Here is a 23865-nt window from a genome sequence, read left to right as displayed (position 1 = left end):
GGTCCAGGAAGGCGGTGTCGTGGATCGGCGCAGCGATCCTCGGCGCGACCGCTCTGGCCGGCGTCACCGCTCCCCCGGCCCAGGCGGCGACCGCCGTCGCGGTGACGGTCAACGCCACCGCCGGTCTCGGCACGATCCCGTCCGGGGCGATCGGCCTGAACACCGCCGTGTACGACAGTTACATGAACGACGCCCCGATCCCCGGCCTGCTCAAGGCCGCCGGGATCAACGCGCTGCGGTACCCCGGCGGTTCGTACTCTGACATCTACAACTGGCAGACGAACGTCGCACAGGGCGGCTACGACGCGCCGAACACCGCCTTCAGCAACTTCATGAGCACTGCGCAGGCCGCCGGCACCAGCCCGATCATCACCGTGAACTACGGCACCGGAACCCCGGCGCTCGCGGCGGCGTGGGTGCAGAACGCGAACGTGACCAACCACTACAACATCCAGTACTGGGAGGTCGGCAACGAGGTCTACGGCAACGGCACCTACGGCGCGAACTGGGAGGCCGACAGCCACTGCACCACCTCGGCCTCCGGCGGCCCGGTGACCATCGGCAGCGAGCCGAACCAGACCTACAACTGCGGCCCGAGCACCTACGCCACCGGCGTGCTCAGCTATATCTCCGCGATGAAGGCCGTCAGCTCGAACATCCACGTGTGCGCGATCCTGACCACGCCCGGCTTCTGGCCGGACAACGTCACGAACCCGACCACAAGCCCGCAGTCCTGGAACCAGACCGTGCTCAAGGCGCTGGGCTCGAAGACCGACTGCGTCATCGTGCACTACTACCCCGGCGGCTCGAACGCGGCCGGGATGCTGACCGACCCGACCGACATCTCCGGCATCGTCTCGACCCTGCACTCGGAGATCCAGCAGTACGCCGGCGTGAACCCGGCGAACGTGCCGATCCTGGTCACCGAGACGAACTCGACCATTGACACCGACACCCAGCCGGCCGCGCTGTTCGGCGCCGACATGTACATGAGCTGGCTGGAGAACGGCGTGGTCAACGTCGACTGGTGGGACGAGCACAACGGCCCGGGGACGAACACCCCGGCCGTGGTCGCCGGCGTGCAGGACTACGGCGACTACGGGATCTTCTCCAACGGGGCCAACAACAGCGGCGTGACCGAGCCGGCCGTCGAAACGCCCTTCGCGCCCTACTACGCGATCGAGCTGCTCACCAAGCTCGGCGCGCCGGGCGACACGATGGTGAACACCGCCTCCGGAAACGCACTGGTCAAGGTGCACGCGGTGCGCCGCGCGGGAGGTAGTCTCAGCGTCCTGATCGAGAACGAGGACCCGTCGAACTCCTACACCGCGAACCTGGCGCTGAACGGCTTCACCCCCTCGGGCAGCCCGACTCTCTACACCTACGCCAACGGCGGCAGCTCGATCAGCAGCACGACGCAGAGCTCTGCCTCGTCGGTGACCGTGGCCCCGTACTCGCTGACCGTGATCCAGATTCCCGGCAGCGGCGGAACCGGCGCGACCGCGCCCGGCGCTCCCGGACAGCCGACCGTGTCGAACCTGTCCTCCAGCACCTCCGGCAACAACACCGGCACCGGAACGCTGAGCTGGACCGCCTCGGCGGCGGGCACGTACCCGGTCGCGAACTACCAGGTCTACCAGCTCGGCAGCGGCGGCGGCAGCACCCTGGTCGCCAGCCCGACCGGCACCACCCTCAATCTCAGCGGCCTGACGATCGGGGCGAGCTACACGTACAACGTCGTCGCGGTCGACACACACGGCAACCCGTCGCTGCCCTCTCCCCCGGTCACCTTCACCGTCCCACCGCCGGCCAACAGCACCTGCGCGGTCCACTACGCGATCAGCAGCAGCTGGCCCGGCGGGTTCGGCGGGAGCATCACGCTGACCAACAAGGGAACCAGCGCCATCAACAACTGGACGCTGACCTTCGCCTGGCCGGCCACCGGCGAGGCGGTGCAGTCCGGCTGGAACGGCACGTGGACCCAGTCCGGCCAGAACGTGACGGTCACCGCCGCGTCCTGGAACAGCACCATCGCGGCAAGCGGCGGCACGGTGAGCCTCGGCTTCAACGGCACGGACACCGGGCTGGACCCGGCACCCACCGCGTTCTTCATCAACGGCACGGTGTGCGCGAACAACTAAGGAGCCTCACTTCATAGCCCGGCCGCGTCAAGCTCACGGCGGCGGCCGGGCCGGATCGAACCGGTCGGTGGCGCCGCGGGCCAGCCCGAAACCCGCGCGCCGCCGGCCGGTTCCCTGTTCCCGGAAACGGGATCGGGCGTGGCTGCCTGGCCTACTCGCCGATGTAGGTGGCGAGCAGTGTCGCGTGGCCGGGAGCGACGTTGATCTGCGTCGCGCGCAGCCGCGGATGATCGAGCCAGTACTGCCGCGCCGTGTCGACGCGGCCTTCAAAGCGGGGCGGCCAACCGGTCAGCGGCGAGAGGTCGTCGATGACCAGCACGCCGCCGGGGCGCAGCCAGGTCTCCGGACCCAGCGGCGGCTCCTTGCCCTCGCCCTGGCCGCCGCCGTCGAGGACGAGCAGGTCGAAGGGCGCGAAGGCGTGCAGTTCGCTCCAGTCCCCGGATCGAACCCTGACGTTCGGCCGAGCGCTGAACAACCGCGCGGACGCCTCGGCGCGCTCCGGCTCGCGCTCGACGCTGAACAGCCGGGCCTGCGGGTGTGCGCCGGTCGCCAGCCAGGCCAGCCCCACGCCGTAGCCGGTGCCGGTCTCGCCGATGACGCCGGCGCCGATTCCTGCGGCGAGCACGCGCAGCAGTTCGCCCTGAGCAGGCAGGCAGCTGTAGGCGAAGCCGGCGGCGCGGGCCCGCTGCACGGCGGCCTGCACGAGCGGCGGCAGATCGCTGAGACCCTCGTACGCGGCGGTCCCGTCTTGCGTCATGGCCCTGATTATCTCCGAGCCTCGCCTGCCGGGCCGGACTCAGGGATCGATCAGGGTCTTACCCGGGCTATCCCCGATGCTCACCGGTCCCGGCGCGAGCAGGGTGGGGATCACGCCCGAAGAGAGGACTTGGCGATGCCCAGACGACGACGGGGACCCGGCGCCGACCTTGTGCTGTCCGTGGGAATCCTGGCCGCGGCGATTGGCGCCCTGGTGGTGAGCGGCTGCGCTACGAGCGCCCCGGGCGCGGCGAAAGCCCCGAACGCGGCAGGCAATCAGAACGCTGCGGACACCGTGGCGCAGGCCGCCGCGATCTACCGCGGCGGCGACAGCGTGCACCTGGTGGACTACACCGACGACGACGGGCCGGATTCCGGCGTGATCCTCACCGGGGCGATCGGCGACTACGGCAAGGCGGTGAGCGTGAACCCGGACGGCTCGGCCAACCCCGAGCACAACAGCCAGTTGCGGCTGGACCTGGCCCACGGCTCGTTCCGGCTCGACATCGCGGCGCTCGACCAGGCCTTCGTCGCGGTGATGCGCACGCAGTTCCCGACGAATACGGGCACCTGCTCGGGCAGCGTGTCCGCGTCCCACGCGGCGCCGATCGTGGCGGGCTCGGGCACCGGCGCCTACCAGGGCATCAGCGGCCAGTTCGACCTGACGATCAAGCTGGACGAGGTGGACGCGACGGGTCCGAGCTGCCAGGGTGCGGCTCTGCTGAGCCAAATGCTGATCACGAGCGGGTCAGGGCACGTACGAGTGCACTGACACTGACCCGCGGCCCGCGATCACTGCCCGGCGCCGGCCGCCGTGTAGAGGTGTTCAGGCCGACCGGTTACGCCGTAGCGCAGCTGGAGCCGCACGAGGCCGTGCTGAGCCAGATAGCTGAGATACCGCTGCGCGGTCGCCCGGCTCACCCCGACCTGCTCGGCGACTTCGGCCGCCGAGACCGGGGCCGGAGCCGAGCGCACCGCGTCACGGATCAGCTCCAGCGTCGGCGCGGAATGGCCCTTCACCGGGTTCGAGGGCAGCGTGGCGGGGCCGCGCAGCAGGCCGAAGAGCGCGTCCACGTCGGACTGGTCGGCCTGGTCCTTGAGCGCCTCCATCCGCAATCGCATGCTGCGGTACGCGCTGAGCTTGTCGTTCAGCGTGTTGAATCCGAACGGTTTGACCAGGTAGTGAACCGCGCCCAGCTGCATCGCGGTGCGCACGGTGTTCACGTCGCGCGCCGCGGTGATGACCACGCAGTCGGGGTGCTCATCGCGTTCCATCAGCTTGCGCACCACGCCGAGGCCGTCGCCGTCGGGGAGGTAGACGTCCATGAGGACCAGGTCCGGGTGCAGCGCGTCCACCGCCGCGAGTGCCTCCCTGGCCGAGTGCGCGAGGCCGACTGTCTCAAAGCCCTCGGTTCTGGCCACGTAGGCCGCGTGGATCTTCGCGACCCGGTAGTCGTCGTCGACGATCAGCGTGCGGATCGGCGCCGGTCGCATCGGATCGGCGCTCGCGGAGTCGAGGCCCACGGAGTCGGTATTCATCCGGTGGCCGCCTTCGCCAAGGCCGGTACGACGTCGCGCGCGTGCTTGGGCAGCCGGACCGTGAACACGGCGCCCGGCCCTTCGGAGACGGTGATCTGCCCGCCGAGACGCTGGACAAGCCGGTGGACCAGGGCCAGGCCGAGGCCGCGGCGGCGGGAGCCGGATTCCGGCTTGGTGGTGTACCCGTCCACGAAGATCGAGTCCGCCGCGCCCGGCGGGATGCCCGGGCCGTCGTCGGCGACCCGCACCGTGATCTCGCTGCCGTCCTCGACGATCGTGACCTCGACCCGGCCGAAACCGCCCGGCACCTGGCAGCCGCCCGCGGCGCCGGTGCCGCCGAGCGCTTCGAAGGCGTTGTCGATCAGGTTGCCGAGGATCGTGGTGAGCGCCTGCGCCTTCTCCGGGGCCTCGCTCAGCAGCGTGTCGTCGCTGAGCGCGAGAACCACGCCGCGCTCGCTGGCGACCGCGGCCTTGCCGAGGATCAGCCCCACGATGAGCGGGGAGGCGATGCGCGAGCGCACCGACTCGGCGAACTCGGCCTCGGCGCCGCCCAGGTCGGTCAGGTAGTGCAGCGCCTCGGCGGACTCGCCCAGTTCGAGCAGGCCGGCGACGGTGTGCATGTGGTTGGAGAACTCGTGCTGCTGCGCCCGCAGCGCGTCCGTCAGGCCCCTGACGCTGTCGAGCTCGCGCAGCAGCCCGGACAGCTCGGTGCGGTCCCGCAGCGTGACCACCGCGCCGTGCGACCGGCCGGCCAGCGTGACCGGCATCCGGTTGACGGTGAGGCAGTAGTCGTCGGTGAGCACCACCTGGTCCTGGCCGGCGATCTCGCCGGAGAGCACGTCGCGCAGCCGGCCCTCCGGGACCAGGTCCTCCAGCCGGCCGCCGATCCCGGCGGTGCCCAGACCGAGCAGCCGGCGCGCCTCGTCGTTGATCATGGTGACGCGGCCGGCCGGGTCGAACGCGATCACGCCTTCGCGGATGCCGTGCAGCGTGGCCTCGCGCTCCTGCAGCAGGGTCGTGATCTCGTCAAGCTCAAGCCCGAAGGTGCGGCGCTTGAGCCGCGCCGCGAGCAGCCACGAGGCGAACGCGGCGGCCGCGAGCGCGGCGGCGACCCACAGCGCCTCGCCGGGCAGTTCCTGCGCCAGCTCGCTGGTGATCGAGGTTTCCGTGATGCCCGCGGAGACCTCGCCGACCATCACGCCGTCCGGTCCGTACAGCGGCGCCCTGCCGTTGGCCGACCGGCCCAGCGAGCCCGGATCCATGCGCACGTGGATCTTGCCGTCGACCGTCGCTATCGGCTCTTCGACCTGCTGCCCGATCAGCGCCGGGTTCGGGTGCGAGTGGCGGACCCGGTTCATGTCGATGACCACGACGTACGACGCCCCGGTCTCGGTCTGCACCCGCGTGGCGATCTGCTGGATGCTGTCCCCGCAGGCCCCGCCCTCGGTCTCCAGGCAGGAGCCGACCTCGGGGATTCCGGCCACGGTGGCCGCGATGTCCGCGGCCCGCTGCTCGTATTGCTCATCGAGCTGCCCGCGCTGCTGGTAGGCGAACAGCACGAAGCCCACCAGAACCACCGCCACCAGGATCACGATCTGGCTGACGAGGATCTGGGTGGAGAGCCTGCGCATTCGCGAACGCCGCATTTGCCCGATTGTGACGAGAACCGCACGGCGCGACAAGAGCCCCGGACCGACAGGCCCAAACGTGATGGTCTTGTTACGCGCACGCCCCGTTGATCAGCGACTTCTCCGTGAGCACAACGCGCAAAACCCCGCTTAATGCGACTAACGCGGGATGTGCGCGAAACGGCGACGTAACCTGGCGCGGCCTCTAGCGTCATCGCCAATCCACCCGGCTGTAACACGCAGTCAGCACGCACCGCAGAGGGAACGGACAGATGGCTTCACGCAATCAACTCGCGAACAGACCGGCCGCCGGGGCGTTCGACTCGGACGCCTCCCGGATCGAGGTGACGGGACTGACCAAACGGTTCCTCACTCCGAAGGGAGAGGCGTTCACCGCGCTGCGCGACGTGACCTTCACCGTGGAGCCCGGCCAGTTCTGCGCCGTGGTCGGGCCGACCGGCTGCGGCAAGTCCACCACGCTGAGCATGGTCTCGGGACTCGACAAGCCGAGCGAGGGCTCGGTGAAGGTCGGCGGACATGAGGTGACCGGGATCACCGAGGGCATCAGCTTCATGTTCCAGCAGGACGCGCTGCTGCCGTGGAAGACGGTGGTCGGCAACGTCGAGATGGGGCCGGTGTTCCGCGGCCTCGGCAAGCGGGAAGCCCGCGAGCTGGCCCGCGACTGGCTGCGCCGGGTCGGCCTGGCCGGCTTCGAGGACCACCACCCGCACCAGCTCTCCGGCGGCATGCGCAAGCGCGTGGGCATGGCCGCGGCGCTGATCAACGAGCCGCAGATCCTGCTCATGGACGAACCCTTCGGCGCGCTGGACGTGCAGACGAAGGCGATCATGCAGACCGAGCTGCTGGGCCTGTGGGAGCAGCTTCGTCCTTCGGTCCTCTTCATCACGCACGACCTGGACGAGGCGGTCGCGCTGGCTGACCGCGTGGTCGTGATGACCTCGGGTCCCGGTTCCGTCAAGGCGGTCTACGACGTGGACCTGCCGCGTCCGCGCGGCCCGGTACAGGAAATTCGCTACGAGCCGCGCTTCCTCGAGATCCAGCACCAGATCTGGGCATCGCTGCGCGAAGAGGTCGAGCGCGCCTACGCACGCACCGCGGGAGTCAACGCATGAGCATCACGTCCGCCGCAACCGAGCCGGTGAGCCCCAACCCGGCGCGCTCGGCCTCCGACGCGAACCGCAGCGCCACCGAAGCGGGCCGCAAAGCCCGGCGCAGGCGCCTGTACCTGCTGTGGGCCGCCCGCCTGGCCTTCGCGGTGTTCGTGATCGGCGGCTGGCAGCTGTTCACCTCGCTCAAGATCGTCGACCCGTTCTTCTACGGCCAGCCCTCCGGCATCTGGAAGCGCACGCTCGACCTGTTCGAGCACGGCACCGAGTTCGGCTCGTTCTGGACCGACATCTTCACCACGCTCAAGGAGGCCGTCTTCGGCTTCGGCCTCGGCGCCGCGGCGGGCATCGTGCTGGGACTCGCGCTCGGCCAGAACCGCTTCCTTTCCGAGGTGCTCGGCCCGTACATCAAGATCGTCAACGCGATTCCCCGGATCGTGCTCGGCGCGATCTTCGTGGTCGCGTTCGGCATCGGGATCACCCCGAAGGTGCTGCTCTCCGCGGTGCTGGTCTTCTTCGTGGTGTTCTTCAACGCCTTCCAGGGCGTGCGCGAGGTGGACCGCAACATCCTGGCGAACGTCAAGGTGCTCGGGGCCTCGCAGCTCCAAGTGATCCGGCACGTGACCCTGCCCTCCGCGCTCACCTGGATCATCGCCAGCCTGCACACCGCCTTCGGCTTCGCGATCGTCGGAGCGCTGGTCGGCGAGGTGCTCGGCGCCGAACACGGCGTCGGCCTGGTCATCAAGACCGCCCAGGGCAACCTCGATCCCGACGGGGTGTTCGCCGGGATGCTGGTGATCTCGGTGATCACGCTGATCGCGGAGTTCGTCCTCACCTTCGTCGAGCGCCGGCTGCTCTCCTGGCGCCCGCCGTCCCCCTCGGAGGCGGTGGCCATCTAGGCACCGCACGCCGCGGCGGAGCTCAGGCCCTCGCCTGGCCTCCGCCATGCAACACCGCTCCACCTCCACACCCGCAACAGGCTCACTCCCTCAATGACGAAAGGACCGACGAGTCATGATCAAGCGGACTCTCGCACTGTCGCTGGCGGGCACACTCGCCCTCGGCGCGGCCGCGGCGTGCGGCAGCAGCAACAGCGGCAACAGCCAGAGCGCAGGCTCGGGCGGCGCCAGCACGCCGACCGTCACACTCATGGTCGGTGGCATCGACAAGCAGATCTACCTGCCGTATGAACTGGCCCAGCAGCTCGGCTACTACAAGAAGTACGGCGTCAACATGCAGCTGAGCACGGAAGTCGACGGCGGAGTCGGCGCCGAGGACGCGGTGGCCTCCGGGCAGGTCGACATGGCCGGGGCCTGGTACGTGCACACCATCGACTTCCAGGTCAAGGGCAAGGCGGTCGAGGACATCGTGCAGCTGTCCGGCGCGCCGGGCGAGCGTGAGATGTGCGGTACGAACAGCGGCGTGCACTCGGCTGCGGACTTCGCCGGCAAGACCCTCGGCGTCACCGACCTCGGTTCGGGCACCGACTCGCTGACCAAGTTCCTGGCCGCGCAGAAGGGCATCAAGACCTCCCAGATCCACCGGCTCGCAGTCGGCGCCGGCTCGACCGCCATCGCAGCGATCAAGAGCGGTTCCGCGCAGTGCGTCATGACCACCCAGCCGACGGTCACCGCGCTACAGCAGAAGGGCCTGGCCTACTCGGCCATCGACCTGGCCACCACGGCCGGCGCGACCCAGGCCCTCGGCGGCGCCTGGCCGGCCGCGGGCGTGCTGGCCCGCACCGACTGGGTCAACTCGAACAAGGCGACCGTGCAGAAGGTCGTGGACGCGCTGGTGGACACGATGCACTGGATCAACACGCACTCGGCGGCGGACATCGCCGACAAGCTCCCCCAGTCCTACGTGCAGAACAGCCTGGTCACCAAGGCCGACTACATCGCGGCCCTGACCCAGGACAAGGGCCAGTTCCTGCCGGACGGCATCATGCCGGCCGGCGGCCCGAAGACGGTGCTGGCGATGGAGGAGCTGATCGGCTCGGCCACCTCCTCGGTGAACCTGGGCACCACCTTCACCAACGACTTCGCGGTCGCCGCGAACAAGGCTGAGGGCTACACCGTCACCACGACTCCGGCCGGCTCTGACGGCTGATCGGGCGGGTACATCCGGCGGGGCGCCGGCACCGGTGTTGGCAAAAACCCGGTGCCGGCGCCCCCCGCTGCGCGCGCGGTCAGCCGAGCACAGCGGTCAACCGAGCACAGCGTCGCGCCGCTCGGTGAGGATGACCGCGGCGATCAGACCCGCGACCACATACAGGCAGAAGACCGCGAAGCCGGTCCACGGCGCGAGCGCCGGAGGATGCGGGTTCGCGGTGAAGACTTGGCTGCCGGAGTTCGCGGGCATGTATTCGATCACGTAGTGCTTGGACGGCGGCAGCAGATCGGCGAGCGCGGAGGGCAGGAAGAGCAGGCCGAACAGCGTGGCCAGGGCCCCCGCGGTGTGGCGGACGGCGGCGCCGATGCCGAAGCCGAGCAGCCCGACGGCGGCGAGGTAGAGCCCCGCGCCGGTCGTGGCGCGCAGCGCGCCGGGATGGGAAAGCGACACTCCGGCGTGCTGAGTGGAGAGGATCGCCTGGCCGAGGCCGAAGGCCGCGAAGCCGACCAGCTGGCCGAAGACGAGGTTCGCCGCGGTGAAGGTCAGGGCCTTGGCGGCGAGTACGGTACGCCGCTGCGGGATCGCGGTGAGGGTGGCCGAGATCATGCCGCTGCCGTATTCGGCGCTGATGACCAGGACGCCGAGCGTGCCGACCGCGAGCTGGCCGAGGTAGGTGCCGGTCAGGCTGGCGGTGATCGGGTCCAGGTCGGAGAGCCGGTCGCGGTGCTGGCTGATCGTGTCGGCCCACTGCGCGCACGACCCGGCGGCGATCCCGATGACCGCGAGCGCGGCGAACACGGCGGTCCAGTAGGTCGAGCGCACCGTGCGCAGCTTGGTCCATTCGGCGAGCATGACGGCGCCGAAGTCGGACAGCGCCGACCCGGCCGATCGTCGCGCGGCGTCCGAGGCCGGTGCCTGGGCGGTGAACTGAGTCGTCGTCATGCGCGCACTCGCTTCGTTTCATCGGTTGCTGATTCGCCGCTGCTGATGCCGGTGCCGGTGCTGGTGCCGGGGACGTCGGCATTCTCGGCGCGGTAGTCGACCGCGTCCCTGGTGAGCTCCATGTACGCGGCTTCCAGCGACGCGTGCTGCGTGGCCAGCTCGTGCGGCACGATGTCATGGCGCACAGCCAGCTCGCCGATCTCGGCCGCGGTGATGCCGCTCGCGAGGAGTCCACCGCGCGGTGACGCCGACTCGCCCGCCTCCGCCTCTCCCGCTGCGTGCCTCGGCTCGGCGGGACGCACCACCGCCCCGGCGCGCTCCAGCAGCGCCGCGAGCCGCGCCTGGTCCGACGAGCGAACCAGGACACTGCTACGCGCGCCGCCCTCGACGAATTCGCGGACGCCGGTGTCGGCGAGCAGCCGGCCGCGGCCGATGACCACGAGGTGGTCCGCGGTGAGCGCCATCTCGCTCATCAGGTGGCTCGAAACCAGAACCGTGCGGCCCTCGGCTGCGAGGCCGCGCAGCAGCGTCCGCATCCACAAGATGCCTTCGGGATCGAGTCCGTTGATCGGTTCGTCGCAGATCAGCACTGGCGGATCGCCGAGCAGCGCGGCGGCGATCCCGAGGCGCTGCGCCATGCCGAGGGAGAACGCGCCGACGCGCCGCCCCGCGACGCCGGCGAGTCCGACGAGTTCGAGCACTTGGTCGACCCTGCGGCGCGGAATGCGGTTGGACTGCGCGAGGCACAGCAGGTGGTTGTAGGAACTGCGGCCGCGGTGCGCGGCGTGTGCGTCGAGCAGCGCACCGGCTTCGTGCAGGGCGCGGCGATGTTCGGTGAAGGGGCGCCCGTTGACGGTCGCGGTTCCGGAGTCCGGCCGCGAGAGACCGAGCATCATGCGCATCGTGGTGGATTTGCCGGCGCCGTTGGGGCCGAGGAAGCCGGTGACCGCGCCCGGCTTGACGGTGAAGGTCAGCGCATCGACGGCGGTCTTGCCGCCGTAGCGTTTGCTCAGTTCCCTGACTTCAATCATGCCGCCGACGCTAGGCGCGCGCCGCGCCGATCGCCTCGGCCGCCAGTAGCCGGTTTCCGGCCGCCGACCGCTACTTTCGGGGGAACCGGCCTGCCGCCGTAGTGCCTCGCCGCCGGCGCTACGTCAGGCCGGCTGATCGGCGGAGGCGCCGGGCGTGACCAGTCCGCTCTCGTAGGCGAGCACGACCGCCTGAACGCGGTCACGAAGGCCCAGCTTCGACAGCAACGCGCCGACATGGCTCTTCACGGTCTGTTCGGCCAGGCACAGGCGCGTCGCGATCTCCGCGTTGGACAGGCCGCGTGCGACGAGCAGCAGCACTTCGCGTTCGCGGCCGGTCAATCGGTCGAGCCGCGCGGGAGCGGTCAGCCTCGGCTGACGCGCGAACTGCGCGATGAGGCGGCGCGTTACCGCCGGAGCGAGCAGGCCGTCACCTGCGGCGACGACGCGGATCGCCTCGAGGATCTGCTCCGGCGTGGCGTCTTTGAGCAGGAAGCCGCTGGCCCCGGCGCGCAGCGCGTCGAAGACGTAGTCGTCGAGGTCGAAGGTGGTCAGCGCGATGACGGAGGGCGGCTCGGGAAGCCTGCCGAGCTGCGCGGTCGCCTCGATGCCGCCGAGCACGGGCATGCGGATGTCCATGAGGACGACGTGCGGGCCCTGATTTCGCGCGGCCAGGTCCTCGGCGAGGCGCACCGCCTCACGTCCGTCTCCGGCCGCGCCGACCACCACCATGTCGGGTTGCGAGCCGACCAGGCTGGAGAAGCCGAGCCGGACGACCGCCTGGTCGTCGACGATGAGGATGCGCGTCGGGTCGGTCACGCGGGGCGCTCCTCGCCGCTGTTCGCGGCCGGTGTAGGACACGGCAGCTTCGCGACGACTTCGAAGCCGCCGCTAGGACGCGGTCCCGCACGCAGGCTGCCGCCGAGCATCGCCACGCGCTCCCGCATCCCGACGAGACCGAATCCCGTTCCGTCTCCCGGTGCGCACGGTCGTCCGCGTCCGTTATCGCGCACGCGGATCGTCAGTTCGTCGGCGCGGTACTCCGCATCGACATCCACGTTGCTGCCGGGCGCGTGTCTAACCGTGTTCGTCAACGCCTCTTGGACGATGCGGTAGCCGCACACTTCCACACCGTCGGACAACGGGCGCTCCTGGCCGTCGATGCGTAGCACCACTGGCGTGCCCGTGGATTGAACGCGTGCGATCAGCCTGGGCAGATCTGCGAGGCGGGGCTGTGGTGCACCCTCAGGGGCCTCGTCACCGCTGCGCAGGACCCCGAGCACGGCTCGTAGATCGACCAGGGCGGCGCGTGCCCCTTCTGCGATTTCGTTCAGTGCGGTGCGAATCGGCGGCGGCATGTCGCCGACCTCGTACGGCAACGTCGCCGCGCGTACCGCGATCGTGGACACGTGATGAGCCACCACGTCGTGCAACTCGCGTGCGATACGCGCACGTTCACGCGCCACCGCGTCCTGCTCGGCGAGGGCCTGCAACCGTTGCGCCGTACGCGCGCGCTCGACCGTGACCTCTTTGCGAGCGCGTAGATTCTCACCGATCCACCAGGCGGCTAACGCGACGACGCCCTCAGCGATCGTCGCGTCCCAGGGTGTCGCGTTGATCCGGGCCGGGACGAAGACGGCCGCGATCACCGCCGATTCCGCAGCGATCAGGAGGGCCGCCGCCTGCCATCTGCGCAGCAGCAGCGGGCTGAGCGCGAGGGAGATCAGCCACGCGAAGATCGCCGTGGCCGGCCAGGCCAGCCGGGCACTAACGATGAATACGCTGCTCGCGGCGATCGTCGCGACGAGCGAGAACAGCGGTGCGATGCGAACGGCGGCCAGCGGAAGCGTCGCTGCCAACGCCAGTGACAACGCCACGTTCTCGCTGAGACCGGCGGTGTGCCTGAGGCTGGAATGCGCCGCGAACACGGCGAGCAGCACCGCTCCGGCGAATTGGACGTCCGGGCGCCGCGCCAGACGTAAAGCGGCCGTCCGCTTGCGCTTGATGGCCAGGGTGACCGCGGCCTGGAACCGCGACCCGCGCGCGGCCAGCGTCCCAGCCTGCTCTTCAGCGGTCACCACAGCGCCAGCATCGCACGCGCCGAACCGGCCGACCACCTCCGGCGGGGGCAGGCCGACCCCTACTCAGGTATGAGACCGCAGGCCGAGGCGGATTGTCGGTGGGGCCTGTCAGGCTTGATCCATGCGGTTCGAATCGAAGCACCTGAGTGAGCGGATCGACCGGCCGACCCGGGAGGTCTACGAGTTCGCGGTGGAGCCGACGAACCTGCCTCGTTGGGCGCCGGGCCTGGGCACCGCGGTGGAGCAGGTCGACGGGCGCTGGTTCGTGCGAACCTCGGTGGGCCGGCTGGGCCTCGCCTTTGCGCCGCGCAACGATTTCGGCGTGCTCGACCACGACGTCACGATGCCGTCCGGCGAGGTCGTCTACAACCCGATGCGCGTCATCGCGGACGGCGACGGCTGCGAGATCGTGTTCACGCTGCGGCGCAGGGAGGGCGTGACAGACGAGGAATTCGCCGCGGACGCGCAAGCCGTCGCCGCGGACCTGGCCAGGCTCAAGCGCCTGATGGAGGTGGGTGACTGACGATCCCGGTTCGTCGTCGAGCCGTGATGCGGCAGGTGCGTCTTCACGCGGGGCGGTAGACGCCTCGATGTCATTCGCCAGATTGTTCGGCCTTCAGCACGTGTAGCTCGTTCGAGTCGGGGTATACGCCGCGCCGCTTCCGTGACCGGAGCGTTCATGTTCGGCGGCACGCGAGCACGTACCTGGCCAGGCGTTGAAACCACAGCGCGACGGTGCTTCAGCACCGGATGGCCGCGCCATGCCGCACACCCAAGGGCAGCGGTGATGACGCGGAGGATTCGGCTCGAACACGTCCACGAGGAGGGCGCATGGACGCACCGACGCAGACCACCGAGACCGCGATCGCTGAGAAGATCACCGAGAAGATCGCTGAGAAGGCGGAGACGACAGAACCGACCGGGGCGACGCGAGTAACCAGGAGGACGAAGGCGACCGGGACGACGGAAGCAGCCAAGACGGCGGCACAAAGGCCGGTCCGCAAGCCGCGCAAGAAGGCGTCGCCCCCTGTATCGACCGAAAAAGCGTCCGAGGCGTCGCAGGCAAAGTCAGTTGCGGACGCCACAGAGGAGCCCGCGCCGGCTGAAGAGTCATCAGAGCCGGCCGAGTCGTCAGAGCCATCAGAGCCGTCGGAGGTATCCGAGGCATCTGACTCGGAGCCAGTAGCGGCCGCCACGCCCGAAGATCAGCCTGCAGCAGCTGAAGAGCCATCAGCGGCGGCGCAGCAGGAGACGCAGGCCGAGGCGGCCGCGCCGGAGGCAGAACCGCACGAACACACGATCGAGTCTGTCCGCGCTCACGAGACACCGATCTTCGCCGCCATGTTCTCCGCCTGGGACGGGCCGGCGGTCGGCATGATCGGCCGCAATCTGCATCGCGCCGACGACGACACGATGGCCTTCGACATGCTCATGTGGCGCCCCAGCCCCGACGAGGCGGCCCCCGCGCTGCGCTTCCAGGTCGGCGGCGACCGGCACGCTCCGGTCATCACCGTCGAAGGCGAGCTCAACTCCGGATCGGTCGCGCTGCTTACCACGCCACTGCGGCACATCCTGCGGCGCAGACCGCGGCAACTCATCGTCGATCTCGCCGGGATCACCGCCGCGAGCCCCGCCGCGCTGCGAGCGCTGCTCGACGTGCGCGGGGCAGCCCGGGCCGCGCACGTCGACTTCTGGCTGCGCTCGCCTTCCGAGCCGGTGCGGGAGCTGTTGCAACCTGCGAAGTCTCAGGTCGCGGCGCGCCCGAGGTCGTCGGCCGCACACCGGTCGCCGGGCGCGATGAGAAAGCACGATGAGGTTGGCGCGACGGTCGGTGTTGACGGCGTCGGCCTTGACGGCGTCGGCGTCGACATGGCCGGCAGTGTTGACGGGGAGGAATCGGACGCCGAGACGTCGTCGCAGAGTACGACTCGCCTCAAGGCCCATCCGGTCGCGGCGAGGTTCTCCGTGATACACCGGCGCCCGCCTGTGGAGCCGACCGTGTTGGAGGGTGTCGTCGTCCAGGGCCAAGGCCCCGTCTCGCGATCGAAGCCGTGGTGGTCCTCGCACTCGCTGCGCGAGTCATTGCGCCGAGTCGGCTCGCATCAGCACGCACACGGTCACGGCTCGCCGACGTAAGAACGCCGACGAGCCGTTGGCCGTACGCGCAGCACACTGCCCAGAGCGAATCCGTTCCGCTGAGCGGAAAGCCCCGCGCGGGCGCGGAGGTGTCTCAGGACCCGGACGGGAACCCGGCGCCGGCGGCCCATACGGCGAGTTCGGCCTGCGCCGCCGCGCGCTGGGCCGCGGTCGCGCTGGAGGAGCCGTTGGTGATCAGCGCGAAGTGCAGGGTTCCGGCCACGGAGCTGTCCGAGAGCAGCAGCCTGTTGACGCCGCTCGCGCCCGGCAGCGCCGCGTATGCGATCGGCGTGCTAGTCGCCTGGCCGGTCGCAGCGTACGCGGGCAAGCCCGTCACCGTGCCCAGGTCGGACACGACTGTCGTACCCGCGGGCGTGAACGCGGCGGGCAGATGCAGCTCGGTCGGCGCCGCCGAACCGGTCGAGCGCCAGACCAGCACGCCGTACTGACCCGAGCCGACCAGCGCGGCCGTGTTCGGCAGGCTGGAGGGGACCGGGTTCCAGGTCAGCGTGGTGGATCCGTCACGCGAGCGGTCCTCGTAGGTGAAGGCCAGCGTGTGGCCGGCCACCGCGAGCGGGTAGAGCCGGTCGAGCACGCGCACGTCCTGGCGCAGCTGGACCGCGCCGGAGGAGTCGGTGTCGATGACCGAGAAGTCCTCGCCGTTCCAGGCGTCGCCGCTGGTCTCCACCTTGCTCGCGTTGCCGTTCATCAGCTCGTCGTGCCGGCCGCTGTAGAGGTCCCACTGCCACTCGGTGCCGCTGACCACGCCGCCGGACTGCGCCGCCTGGCTCCACCAGTTCGCCCCGGCCACGCCGGAGTCCAAGGCCTGGTACATCGCCTTGAGCACCGTCGGGGTCTTGTCCGAGGTGTAGCCGCTCTCCGGGCTGCCGTACTCGCTGACCAGCGCCGAGGTGCCGAGGCTGGAGCCGCGCTGGCGGATGGTGTCGAAGTTCGAGGTGTACTGGCCGTCGGCGGCCTTGCCGATCATGAAGACGCCCGAGAGCGCCGCCTCGTCGTAGAAGTGCGTGTTGAAGACGTACCTCGTGCCGATCGCGCCGACGTTGGCCAGCCCGCCGGCCTGCTGCTCGAAGGAGAGGTTCGCGTTCCAGAACAGGTTGGGCTCAACGAACGCGGGCTTGGCCGACCAGCCGGCGCCGTCCATCGCGGTGCGGAACTTCTGGAAGAAGGGCCACAGCACGTCGCGCTCCCAGGTCTGGCTGGTCTGCCCGGAGTCGTACTTGCCCGCGTAGGGCTCGTTGTACGGGTCCACGCCGAGCACGCGGGTGTACTCGTCGGCACTCAGATGCGTGCGCAGGTAGGTGAGCGCGGCCTGAGCCTGTCCGAGATAAGCATCCTGCTCCGCGATCTGTCCCGCGGAGGTCGTCAGCACCCTGTTGTGCCAGAAGTCGTAGGTCGCGTCCTGCACGGCGGCGTTCTGCGTGATGTTCTGGCCCCAGTTGAAGCAGATGCCGCAGCTCTCCTGCGGGTAACCGCCGGCGTTGATCACCCACTGCGGCGCGCCGTCGCCGGTGTACCAGCTCCCGCTGTTGAACAGGTAGCGGGAGAACAGGTCCTCGTGGAAGTCGACGAGCACGTCGATGCCGTCGTCGAGGAAGGGCTGCATCTGCGCGGTGACGTTGGCCAGATACGTGTAGTCGATCTGGTTCGGCTGCGGCTCGATGTACGCCCAGGTGAGCAGGAACCTGATCGAGTTCGCGCCGGTCAGCCGGCGCATCGCGGCGGCCGAGGTCCGCGCGTCGGCCACGCTGGCGAACGGCAGTCCGTTGTTCTCAGCCAGCTTCGCCTCGCCGGAGACGTTGAAGCCGCGCAGCACGACTTGGCGGCCGTAGCCGTCGACGAAGCCGTTCGGCGTGACGGTGAGCGTGGCGCTCGTGGCGTTGTCAAACCACTGATTGCCGGTCGTCGCCGCGATCGCCACCCCGCCGCCGGTTCCGGTCGCCGCACCGGCCGCCGCGGCCAGGCCGATCGCCAGGGCCGTCGCCGTCATCCTGCCTCGCAGTCGGCTCAGCCGCCCGCCTCGCACCGCCGCCATCGATCTTCCATCCTTCGCGCCGTAGGTATCCCGGCAGTGTCGGGTAGCCCGGCGTTCGGCGGAAGTACGCGGGTTGCCAATCTTGCGCGTTCCGGTTGTCGCCGGGCGACAGGCCGGCGGGCAACCGGAGACACGGCGCTGCGCCGATTGCGGTTCGGGATACGGCGGTTCGGGGTTACTGCGGTTCGGGCGGGAAGCCGTGCGGCGCGGTGAAGTCCTGGACCGGCACGCCCGAGAGCGCGCGGGTCATCGCCTCCTGCCAGATCGGCGCGGAGATCGTCGCGCCGAAGATCTGCCCGTAGTAGTACTGCCCGCCGACGCGCATGTTGCCCATGAAGTCGCCCTTGAGCGTGTCCGGGCGGATGAAGCCGGTCCACACGGCGGTGGCCAGCTGCGGCGTGTAGCCGTCGAACCAGGTGGCGATGGAGCTTGTGGTCGTTCCGGTCTTGCCCGCGGCCGGGCGGTCGAGGCCGAGCCCGGACGCGGTCGCGCCCGGCTGGGTGAGCACGCCGCGCAGCAGCGCGGTCAGCTCGTTGGCGATGTTGGGGTCGAGCACCGCGCGGCAGCTCGGGTGCTGCGCCGCGAGCTGGCGGCCGGCGCCGTCCGTGACGGCCGTGATGACGTACGGCTTGCAGTAGGTGCCCTGGGCGGCGATGGTCGCGTAGGCGCCGGCCATCTCGATCGGCGTGATCAGGTTCGTGCCGAGGGTGAAGGACGGGAACTGGTCGAGCGGCCTGCCGTTCCCGCTGTCGTTGTCGAAGGTGACACCCATCGACTGGGCGATCTGCGCGGGGTGGCACAGCCCGGTCTGCTCCTCGAGGGTGAGGAAGTAGGTGTTGACGGAGAACCAGAACGCCTGGTCGAGGGGGCCGCTGAACGCGTTCCCGTCGTCGTTGCTCGGGTGGTAGTCCGCGGTCCAGAGCACCGAGTGCGTGCCGTTGCCCGGGCAGGCGGCGATCCGGGTGCCCGCGTCGTCCATCGGGCTCGGCACGCTCATCACCTGGCTGGGATCGTGCCCGTCCTCGAGCGCGGCGAGCCCGACGAAGATCTTGAACGAGGAGCCGGCCTGATAGCCGCCGCTGCCCTCGTGCGCGGGGTCGCCGGCCAGGTTCAGGTAGGTGTCGCCCAGGTTGTTGCCCATCGGCTTGGACTGGGCCATCGCCTTGATCTGGCCGGTCCCCGGCTGGATCATGGCCAGCGCCGAGGCGACCTTGTCGGTGGCGTAGGTGTGGCTGGAGATGGCCCGGTCCGCCGCCGTCTCGTCCTTCGCGCTCATCGTGGTGTGGATGGTCAGGCCGCCCATGTTCCACATCTGGATCCGGGCCGCCTTGGTCGGTCCGTAGTCCGGGTCGTTGATGAACGTCTGGTACACGTAGTTGCAGAAGAACGCGGCCGAGCCCTGCGCGACGATGCAGCCGTGCTTCGGCGGGGTCGGCTTCAGGCCGAGCGGAGTCTTCTGATACGCGGCGACCTGCGCGTCCGTCAGGTATTTGAGCACCGGGCTGGCCATGTCCTGCAGGACTATGTTGCGGCGGGCCAGCGCCGCGGCCGGGTGCTGCAGCGGGTCGTAGTCGCTCGGGCTGTTGACCAGCGCGGCCAGCAGGGCGGCCTGCGGGACGGTGAGCTTGGCCGAGGTGGTGGAGAAGTAGCGCTCGGCCGCCGCCTCGACGCCGTAGGCGCCGTTGCCGAAGTACACCAGGTTGAGGTACCGCTCGAGGATCTGCTCCTTGGTGAGCGACTTCTCGACCGCGACCGCGTATTTGAGCTCGGTGACCTTGCGGGTGAAGGTGTCGGCGATGGCGGCCTGCTGCTTGACCTTGTCGGTGCCCGCCTCGAGGAGCAGCACGTTCTTCACGTACTGCTGCGCGATGGTCGAGCCGCCCTGCAGGTTGCCGCCGTTGGAGTTGTGCACCAGGGCGCGGATCGTGCCCTTTATGTCGATGCCGCCGTGCTGGTAGAAACGCACGTCCTCGATGGCGACCAGGGCCTGCGGCATGCTCGGGCTTATCTGCGACATCGGCACCACGACCCGGTTGCCGCCCAGGTCGTCGCTCCAGGTGTAGGCGATGAGGCTGCCGTCGTCGGCGAGTATCTTCGAACGCTGCGGTAGTACCGGGGTCTCGAAATCGCTGGGCAGGTCCTCGAAATGGTCCGAGGCGGCCTTCGCGGCCAGCCCCGCGCTGCCCACCAGGGGCAGGCTCAGCCCGGCGAGCATGATGCCGCCGAGCGCGCTGATGATGATGAATATCAGCAGGTTGCCGAGCAGTCGGCCCGCCCCCCGCAACCCCGTCCTCCCGGCCGCCTTGCTCATGGGGATCAGCGTACTCGGGTCGCCACGTGCAGCAACCGGACTCGCTTGCGTAACGCAGCAGTCTTGGCGCGAAAACCGAGCGGCCGTCAGCTTCGCGCCGGTTCACCGGGGAGCGGAACGCATCATCCGTGACATTCCGGAAGTCACCCGGCTGATTTTCCGCCCCTTTCAGAACACACGTTTCACGCCCGGCCCGGCTTCCCCGATGCTAGCCTGGCCGTAAAGCACCAGGTGCGGGCCGCAACAGCGCAGGCCACTGCCGGAAGTCCGGGCTCGCCGCCTGCCGCGACCGCGGAGCGAAGGGGAGGAGCCGTGGTGGCTGCCCAGGATGGGCCCAGAATCACCATGACCAGCATCGCCCGAGAGGCGGGGGTCTCGGTGCCCACGGTCTCCCGGGTGCTCAACGGCCGCTCCGACGTGGCGCCGGAGACCCGCGAGCGGGTCGAGGAGCTGCTGCGCCGGCACGGCTACCGGCGCCGGGTCAACCGCTCGCAGGAGCCGGCCGGGCTGATCGACCTGGTGTTCAACGACCTCGACAGCCCGTGGGCGGTGGAGATCATCCGCGGCGTGGAGGACGTCGGGCACGCCGCCTGCGTGGGCACGGTGGTCTCGGCGATCCACCGCCGCCCGGCCGCGACCCGGCAGTGGCTGCGCAACGTGCAGGCGCGCAACACCGACGGCGTCATCCTGGTGACCTCCGACGTGCAGTCCCCGCTGCACACCGAGCTGCGCCGCCTCAACGCGCCCACGGTCGTGATCGACCCGGCGGGCGTGCCCGGGCACGAGGTGCCGACGATCGGGGCCGCGAACTGGTCCGGCTCGCTGGCGGCGACCGAGCACCTGATCTCGCTGGGCCACCGGCGGATCGGCTTCATCGCCGGGCCGCGCACCCTGGTGTGCAGCCGCACCCGCCTCGACGGGTACCGGGCCGCGCTCGAGGCCGCCGAGATAGCGGTGGACCCGCAGCTGATCGTGCAGGGCGACTTCTACCACGAGTCCGGATTCAAGGGCGCCGCGGAACTGCTCGCGCTCGCGCAGCCGCCGACCGCGATCTTCGCCTCCAGCGACCAGATGGCGCTGGGCGGATACGAGGCGGTGCGCCAGCGCGGACTTCGGGTCCCGGACGACCTGAGCATCATCGGGTTCGACGATCTGCCCGAGGTGCGCTGGTCCTCGCCGCCGCTGACCACGGTGCGCCAGCCGCTGAGCGAGATGGGCGCGCTGGCCGCGCGCACGCTGCTGCGGCTGGCCGGCGGCGAGCAGATCGAGGGCCTGCGCTTCGAACTGCCGACGCAGCTCGTGGTGCGCGACAGCACCGGACCGGCGCGCGCGTGACGGATTCGCGTCCGGCCGCGGGCCTCGGATCCAGGTAAAGATCAGGAAACCGGGGTAAGGGCCTACCAACCTCGGCGGCGCCGCGGCCGTCTCCACACCAGGGCCGGCTCTCAGCGACCTACCCCCACATCGCTGAGCTCCGGCCCGTTCGGCCCTGGCCGCCGCGGACCGGTGCCGCGATCATTAGTCCGCCCGGCCGATTGCGCGAGCAGATTTGTTAGGCAACCCTAACTTAGGTTAACCTTGCCGACTGGTCGCCCTGGAACGCCCGGGCGGCGAAGCCCGCGCGCCCGCGTCCCGCGCGCCCCGATCCGCCGTGGAGGATTCCGGATGTCGTCGTCGCAGATAACACTGCTGGGGGCGGTGGCCGGTTTCACCATCTACCTGGGCCTGCCGATCGGGCGGCTGCGCTCCCCCGCGCCGACGCTGCGCGCGCTGCTCAACTCGGTCGCCACGGGCATCCTGATCTTCCTGCTCTGGGACGTGCTCTCGCACGCCTGGGAGCCGATCGACTCCGCGCTCTCCGACCACCGCTACGGCTCCGCGGTCGGCAACGGCGCGGTGTTCTTCGCCTGCTTCGGCGCCGGCCTGGTGGCGCTGGTGTACTTCGACCGCTACGTCGCCCGCCGGGCCGCCAGGGCGCGCGGCTTCGGTCCCGGCGCGGCCGCGGTCGACGAGCTCAATCCCCGCTCGGCCGCGTTCACCCGCTTCTTCGACCTGGCGATGATGATCGCGGTGGGCATCGGCCTGCACAACTTCGCCGAGGGCCTGGCCATCGGCAACTCGGCCGCGACCGGCAAGCTCCAGCTCGCGGTGCTGCTGATCATCGGCTTCGGGCTGCACAACGCCACCGAGGGCTTCGGCATCGTGGCCCCGATGGCCGCCGAGGGGCGGATGCCGACCTGGGCGCGGCTCGGACTGCTCGGCCTCATCGGCGGCGGGCCGACCTTCCTGGGCACCCTCGTCGGGCAGCACGTGGTCAACGACACGCTCTCGATCGGCTTCCTGACCCTGGCGGCCGGCTCGATCCTGTACGTCGTGATCGAGCTGCTCGCGGTGGCGCGCAGGATGGGCCGCAAGGAGCTGACCACCTGGGGCCTGCTGCTCGGAGTGGTCCTCGGCTTCGTCACCGACGCCGTGGTGACCGCCGCAGGAGCCTGATACCGGCCCGAAATTCCGCAGCGCACGGGTTTAAACCGCGCGGCGCGGCAAGTTTCACAGAGTGCTGAACTACCCGTCGCGGGGATCCGTTTCGCGCGTGATCCGGCGCTCGCCGGCGCACCCACCCTGAGACGGTGATCAGATGCGCAACGCCCTGTCGCTCAACCAGCACCTGACCTCCCTGTACCGCATCGTGCTCGGCCTGCTGATCTCCTGCCACGGCGCATCGACGCTGTTCGGCCTGTTCGGCGGCTCGCTCGGCACGGGGAAGACCGTTTCGCCGACGCAGTGGCCCGGCGGCACCGCGGCCCTGATCCAGCTGGTGTGCGGGCTGCTGATCCTGATGGGCCTGGCCACCAGGCCGGCCGCCGTACTGCTGTCCGGGTCTATGGCCTACGCCTACTTCTCGGTGCACCAGAAGCACGCCGTGCTGCCGATCCAGAACGGCGGCGAGCCCGCCGCGCTGTTCTGCTGGGGCTTCCTGATGATCGCCATCCTCGGCCCGGGACCGCTTTCGCTCGACGCGGTGGTGGCGAGGCTGCGCGCCAGATCCGGCGCGCCGCAGCCCGTCGCCGGCGAGGCCTAGCCGGCACGGAACCCTGATTCCCTCCGCTCCGTCCGGCGCGCGGCCCGCCGGGCGGAGCGGTCGCGCTCCAGGCCTTGACAGCGTTCCGGGCAGGTCGTTTACTCCGGTGCGAATAAGTTTCGTTCCCTAACGAATTGTGTTCGCGCGTGTTGAATTGCCAGCGGAAGCTGAGAGTTCTGGAGCGGTACATGCACCGTCTGACAGGAATTGCAGGACCTAAGAGGCGCGCGGCGCTCGTCGCGTTCGCGCTGGTCGCGGCGAGTGCGGGCTATGCGACGCTGATGCCGTCGCCCGCGCTCGCCGAGGACAACGGCGTGGGCGGCACGCCCGCGCTGGGCTGGAGCAGCTGGAGCTTCATCCGGCACGATCCGACCGCCGCGAAGATCGACGCCCAGGCGGATGCGATGAAGAGCAGCGGCCTGGCGTCGGTGGGGTACCAGTACGTCAACGTCGACGACTTCTGGTACCAGTGCCCGGGCAGTCAGGGCCCGAACGTGGACGCGAACGGCCGCTGGGTCACCGACGCCACGAAGTTCCCGCCCAGCGGCTCGACCAACGGCATCCAGGTCGTCGCCAACCACGTGCACGCCGACGGGCTCAAATTCGGCCTCTACGTCACGCCCGGCATCTCCAAGCAGGCGGTCGCACAGAACACGCAAATCCTCGGCACCTCCTTCCACGCCGACGACATCGCGAGCACGGCCGCGGAGAAGAACTACAACTGCAAGGGTATGGTCGGGATCGACTACACCAAGCCCGGCGCACAAGAGTTCATCAACTCGTGGGCCGATGAGTTCGCCTCCTGGGGCGTGGACTACGTCAAGATCGACGGCGTCGGGCTCAGCGACGTGGCGGACGTCCAGGCCTGGTCCACCGCGCTGCGGCAGACCGGGCGGCCGATCCACCTGGAGCTGTCCAACAGCCTCGCG

General features: G+C 69.8%; 20 protein-coding genes. 11 read left to right on the top strand and 9 right to left on the bottom strand.

The genetic code is table 11. From position 1 onward, the window contains the following. Positions 1-14 precede the first annotated feature (14 nt). Positions 15-2141, top strand: coding sequence for a cellulose binding domain-containing protein (locus VFB40_RS25975; protein WP_324855183.1), 2127 nt, complete (start codon positions 15-17; stop codon positions 2139-2141). A 151-nt stretch (positions 2142-2292) separates the two neighbouring features. On the opposite strand, the gene VFB40_RS25970 is transcribed toward VFB40_RS25975, so the two are convergent. Beyond that, positions 2293-2898 carry an O-methyltransferase gene (locus tag VFB40_RS25970; RefSeq protein WP_324855182.1) on the bottom strand — a complete coding sequence of 202 codons (606 nt, stop codon included), beginning with the start codon at positions 2896-2898 and terminating at the stop codon, positions 2293-2295. Positions 2899-3033: 135 nt separating this feature from the next. Here VFB40_RS25970 and VFB40_RS25965 point away from each other — a divergent pair, with 135 nt between their 5' ends. Next, entirely contained in the window at positions 3034-3669 is a 636-nt protein-coding gene (locus VFB40_RS25965; protein WP_324855180.1) for a hypothetical protein, read from the top strand. A gap of 20 nt (positions 3670-3689) precedes the next feature. On the opposite strand, the gene VFB40_RS25960 is transcribed toward VFB40_RS25965, so the two are convergent. Both VFB40_RS25960 and VFB40_RS25955 read right to left on the bottom strand, forming a co-directional pair. Then, a complete protein-coding gene (locus VFB40_RS25960; RefSeq protein WP_324855178.1) occupies positions 3690-4436 on the bottom strand; it encodes a response regulator in 747 nt (248 codons plus the stop codon). After that, the gene (locus tag VFB40_RS25955) at positions 4433-6082 is read right to left on the bottom strand and encodes a sensor histidine kinase (protein WP_324855176.1); all 1650 of its coding nucleotides are present in this window, start codon (positions 6080-6082) and stop codon (positions 4433-4435) included. The genes VFB40_RS25960 and VFB40_RS25955 overlap by 4 nt, the downstream gene beginning before the upstream one ends. 254 nt (positions 6083-6336) lie before the next feature. On the opposite strand from VFB40_RS25955, the gene VFB40_RS25950 reads away from it, so the two are divergent. The 3 genes from VFB40_RS25950 to VFB40_RS25940 all read left to right on the top strand — a co-directional run bounded on the left by VFB40_RS25950 (position 6337) and on the right by VFB40_RS25940 (position 9300). Beyond that, positions 6337-7197 (top strand): ABC transporter ATP-binding protein, encoded by an 861-nt coding sequence (locus VFB40_RS25950; RefSeq protein WP_324855174.1) that lies wholly within the window; start codon positions 6337-6339, stop codon positions 7195-7197. Further along, entirely contained in the window at positions 7194-8090 is an 897-nt protein-coding gene (locus tag VFB40_RS25945) for an ABC transporter permease (RefSeq protein ID WP_324855172.1), read from the top strand. Before VFB40_RS25950 ends, VFB40_RS25945 begins: the two co-directional genes overlap by 4 nt. Before the next feature lie 115 nt (positions 8091-8205). Further along, the gene (locus VFB40_RS25940) at positions 8206-9300 is read left to right on the top strand and encodes an ABC transporter substrate-binding protein (RefSeq protein ID WP_324855170.1); all 1095 of its coding nucleotides are present in this window, start codon (positions 8206-8208) and stop codon (positions 9298-9300) included. A 96-nt stretch (positions 9301-9396) separates the two neighbouring features. On the opposite strand, the gene VFB40_RS25935 is transcribed toward VFB40_RS25940, so the two are convergent. From VFB40_RS25935 to VFB40_RS25920, 4 genes are all read right to left on the bottom strand, one after another. After that, positions 9397-10245, bottom strand: coding sequence for an ABC transporter permease (locus tag VFB40_RS25935; RefSeq protein WP_324855168.1), 849 nt, complete (start codon positions 10243-10245; stop codon positions 9397-9399). Beyond that, entirely contained in the window at positions 10242-11276 is a 1035-nt protein-coding gene (locus tag VFB40_RS25930) for an ABC transporter ATP-binding protein (RefSeq protein ID WP_324855166.1), read from the bottom strand. The genes VFB40_RS25935 and VFB40_RS25930 overlap by 4 nt, the downstream gene beginning before the upstream one ends. Before the next feature lie 123 nt (positions 11277-11399). Then, positions 11400-12092: a response regulator gene (locus VFB40_RS25925; protein WP_324855164.1), complete on the bottom strand. Its 693-nt coding sequence runs from the start codon at positions 12090-12092 to the stop codon at positions 11400-11402. Then, positions 12089-13213: a sensor histidine kinase gene (locus VFB40_RS25920; RefSeq protein WP_324855162.1), complete on the bottom strand. Its 1125-nt coding sequence runs from the start codon at positions 13211-13213 to the stop codon at positions 12089-12091. Before VFB40_RS25920 ends, VFB40_RS25925 begins: the two co-directional genes overlap by 4 nt. A gap of 262 nt (positions 13214-13475) precedes the next feature. Between VFB40_RS25920 and VFB40_RS25915 the strand changes: the two genes are divergently transcribed. Next, entirely contained in the window at positions 13476-13877 is a 402-nt protein-coding gene (locus tag VFB40_RS25915; protein ID WP_324855160.1) for an SRPBCC family protein, read from the top strand. A gap of 818 nt (positions 13878-14695) precedes the next feature. Continuing rightward, a complete protein-coding gene (locus tag VFB40_RS25910) occupies positions 14696-15490 on the top strand; it encodes an STAS domain-containing protein (RefSeq protein WP_324855158.1) in 795 nt (264 codons plus the stop codon). Positions 15491-15584: 94 nt separating this feature from the next. On the opposite strand, the gene VFB40_RS25905 is transcribed toward VFB40_RS25910, so the two are convergent. Together VFB40_RS25905 and VFB40_RS25900 are read right to left on the bottom strand one after the other, a co-directional pair. Further along, positions 15585-17543: a cellulase family glycosylhydrolase gene (locus VFB40_RS25905; RefSeq protein WP_324855157.1), complete on the bottom strand. Its 1959-nt coding sequence runs from the start codon at positions 17541-17543 to the stop codon at positions 15585-15587. A 175-nt stretch (positions 17544-17718) separates the two neighbouring features. Then, the gene (locus tag VFB40_RS25900) at positions 17719-19854 is read right to left on the bottom strand and encodes a transglycosylase domain-containing protein (RefSeq protein WP_324855155.1); all 2136 of its coding nucleotides are present in this window, start codon (positions 19852-19854) and stop codon (positions 17719-17721) included. 315 nt (positions 19855-20169) lie between these two features. Between VFB40_RS25900 and VFB40_RS25895 the strand changes: the two genes are divergently transcribed. The 4 genes from VFB40_RS25895 to VFB40_RS25880 all read left to right on the top strand — a co-directional run. Then, positions 20170-21189 (top strand): LacI family DNA-binding transcriptional regulator, encoded by a 1020-nt coding sequence (locus VFB40_RS25895; RefSeq protein ID WP_324855153.1) that lies wholly within the window; start codon positions 20170-20172, stop codon positions 21187-21189. A gap of 330 nt (positions 21190-21519) precedes the next feature. Continuing rightward, on the top strand, positions 21520-22350 hold the full coding sequence (locus VFB40_RS25890; RefSeq protein WP_324855151.1) for a ZIP family metal transporter: 831 nt from the start codon (positions 21520-21522) through the stop codon (positions 22348-22350). 142 nt (positions 22351-22492) lie between these two features. Then, entirely contained in the window at positions 22493-22936 is a 444-nt protein-coding gene (locus tag VFB40_RS25885; protein WP_324855149.1) for a DoxX family protein, read from the top strand. A gap of 188 nt (positions 22937-23124) precedes the next feature. Beyond that, positions 23125-23865 (top strand): alpha-galactosidase (locus tag VFB40_RS25880; protein WP_324855147.1); only part of this gene is annotated, 741 nt, incomplete at its 3' end.

This window comes from Actinocrinis sp., assembly GCF_035650855.1.
In the GTDB taxonomy this organism is placed as follows: domain Bacteria; phylum Actinomycetota; class Actinomycetes; order Streptomycetales; family Catenulisporaceae; genus Actinocrinis.
This window is presented reverse-complemented; position numbering and strand designations above follow the sequence as displayed.

What these genes read in the sequence shown, in the direction of transcription:
- VFB40_RS25970 (WP_324855182.1), bottom strand. Translation starts at nt 2,898, where the DNA reads ATGACGCAAGACGGGACCGCCGCGTACGAGGGTCTCAGCGATCTGCCG.
- VFB40_RS25965 (WP_324855180.1), top strand. Translation starts at nt 3,034, where the DNA reads ATGCCCAGACGACGACGGGGACCCGGCGCCGACCTTGTGCTGTCCGTG.
- VFB40_RS25960 (WP_324855178.1), bottom strand. Translation starts at nt 4,436, where the DNA reads ATGAATACCGACTCCGTGGGCCTCGACTCCGCGAGCGCCGATCCGATG.
- VFB40_RS25955 (WP_324855176.1), bottom strand. Translation starts at nt 6,082, where the DNA reads ATGCGGCGTTCGCGAATGCGCAGGCTCTCCACCCAGATCCTCGTCAGC.
- VFB40_RS25950 (WP_324855174.1), top strand. Translation starts at nt 6,337, where the DNA reads ATGGCTTCACGCAATCAACTCGCGAACAGACCGGCCGCCGGGGCGTTC.
- VFB40_RS25945 (WP_324855172.1), top strand. Translation starts at nt 7,194, where the DNA reads ATGAGCATCACGTCCGCCGCAACCGAGCCGGTGAGCCCCAACCCGGCG.
- VFB40_RS25940 (WP_324855170.1), top strand. Translation starts at nt 8,206, where the DNA reads ATGATCAAGCGGACTCTCGCACTGTCGCTGGCGGGCACACTCGCCCTC.
- VFB40_RS25935 (WP_324855168.1), bottom strand. Translation starts at nt 10,245, where the DNA reads ATGACGACGACTCAGTTCACCGCCCAGGCACCGGCCTCGGACGCCGCG.
- VFB40_RS25930 (WP_324855166.1), bottom strand. Translation starts at nt 11,276, where the DNA reads ATGATTGAAGTCAGGGAACTGAGCAAACGCTACGGCGGCAAGACCGCC.
- VFB40_RS25915 (WP_324855160.1), top strand. Translation starts at nt 13,476, where the DNA reads ATGCGGTTCGAATCGAAGCACCTGAGTGAGCGGATCGACCGGCCGACC.
- VFB40_RS25910 (WP_324855158.1), top strand. Translation starts at nt 14,696, where the DNA reads ATGTTCTCCGCCTGGGACGGGCCGGCGGTCGGCATGATCGGCCGCAAT.
- VFB40_RS25905 (WP_324855157.1), bottom strand. Translation starts at nt 17,543, where the DNA reads ATGGCGGCGGTGCGAGGCGGGCGGCTGAGCCGACTGCGAGGCAGGATG.
- VFB40_RS25900 (WP_324855155.1), bottom strand. Translation starts at nt 19,854, where the DNA reads ATGAGCAAGGCGGCCGGGAGGACGGGGTTGCGGGGGGCGGGCCGACTG.
- VFB40_RS25890 (WP_324855151.1), top strand. Translation starts at nt 21,520, where the DNA reads ATGTCGTCGTCGCAGATAACACTGCTGGGGGCGGTGGCCGGTTTCACC.
- VFB40_RS25885 (WP_324855149.1), top strand. Translation starts at nt 22,493, where the DNA reads ATGCGCAACGCCCTGTCGCTCAACCAGCACCTGACCTCCCTGTACCGC.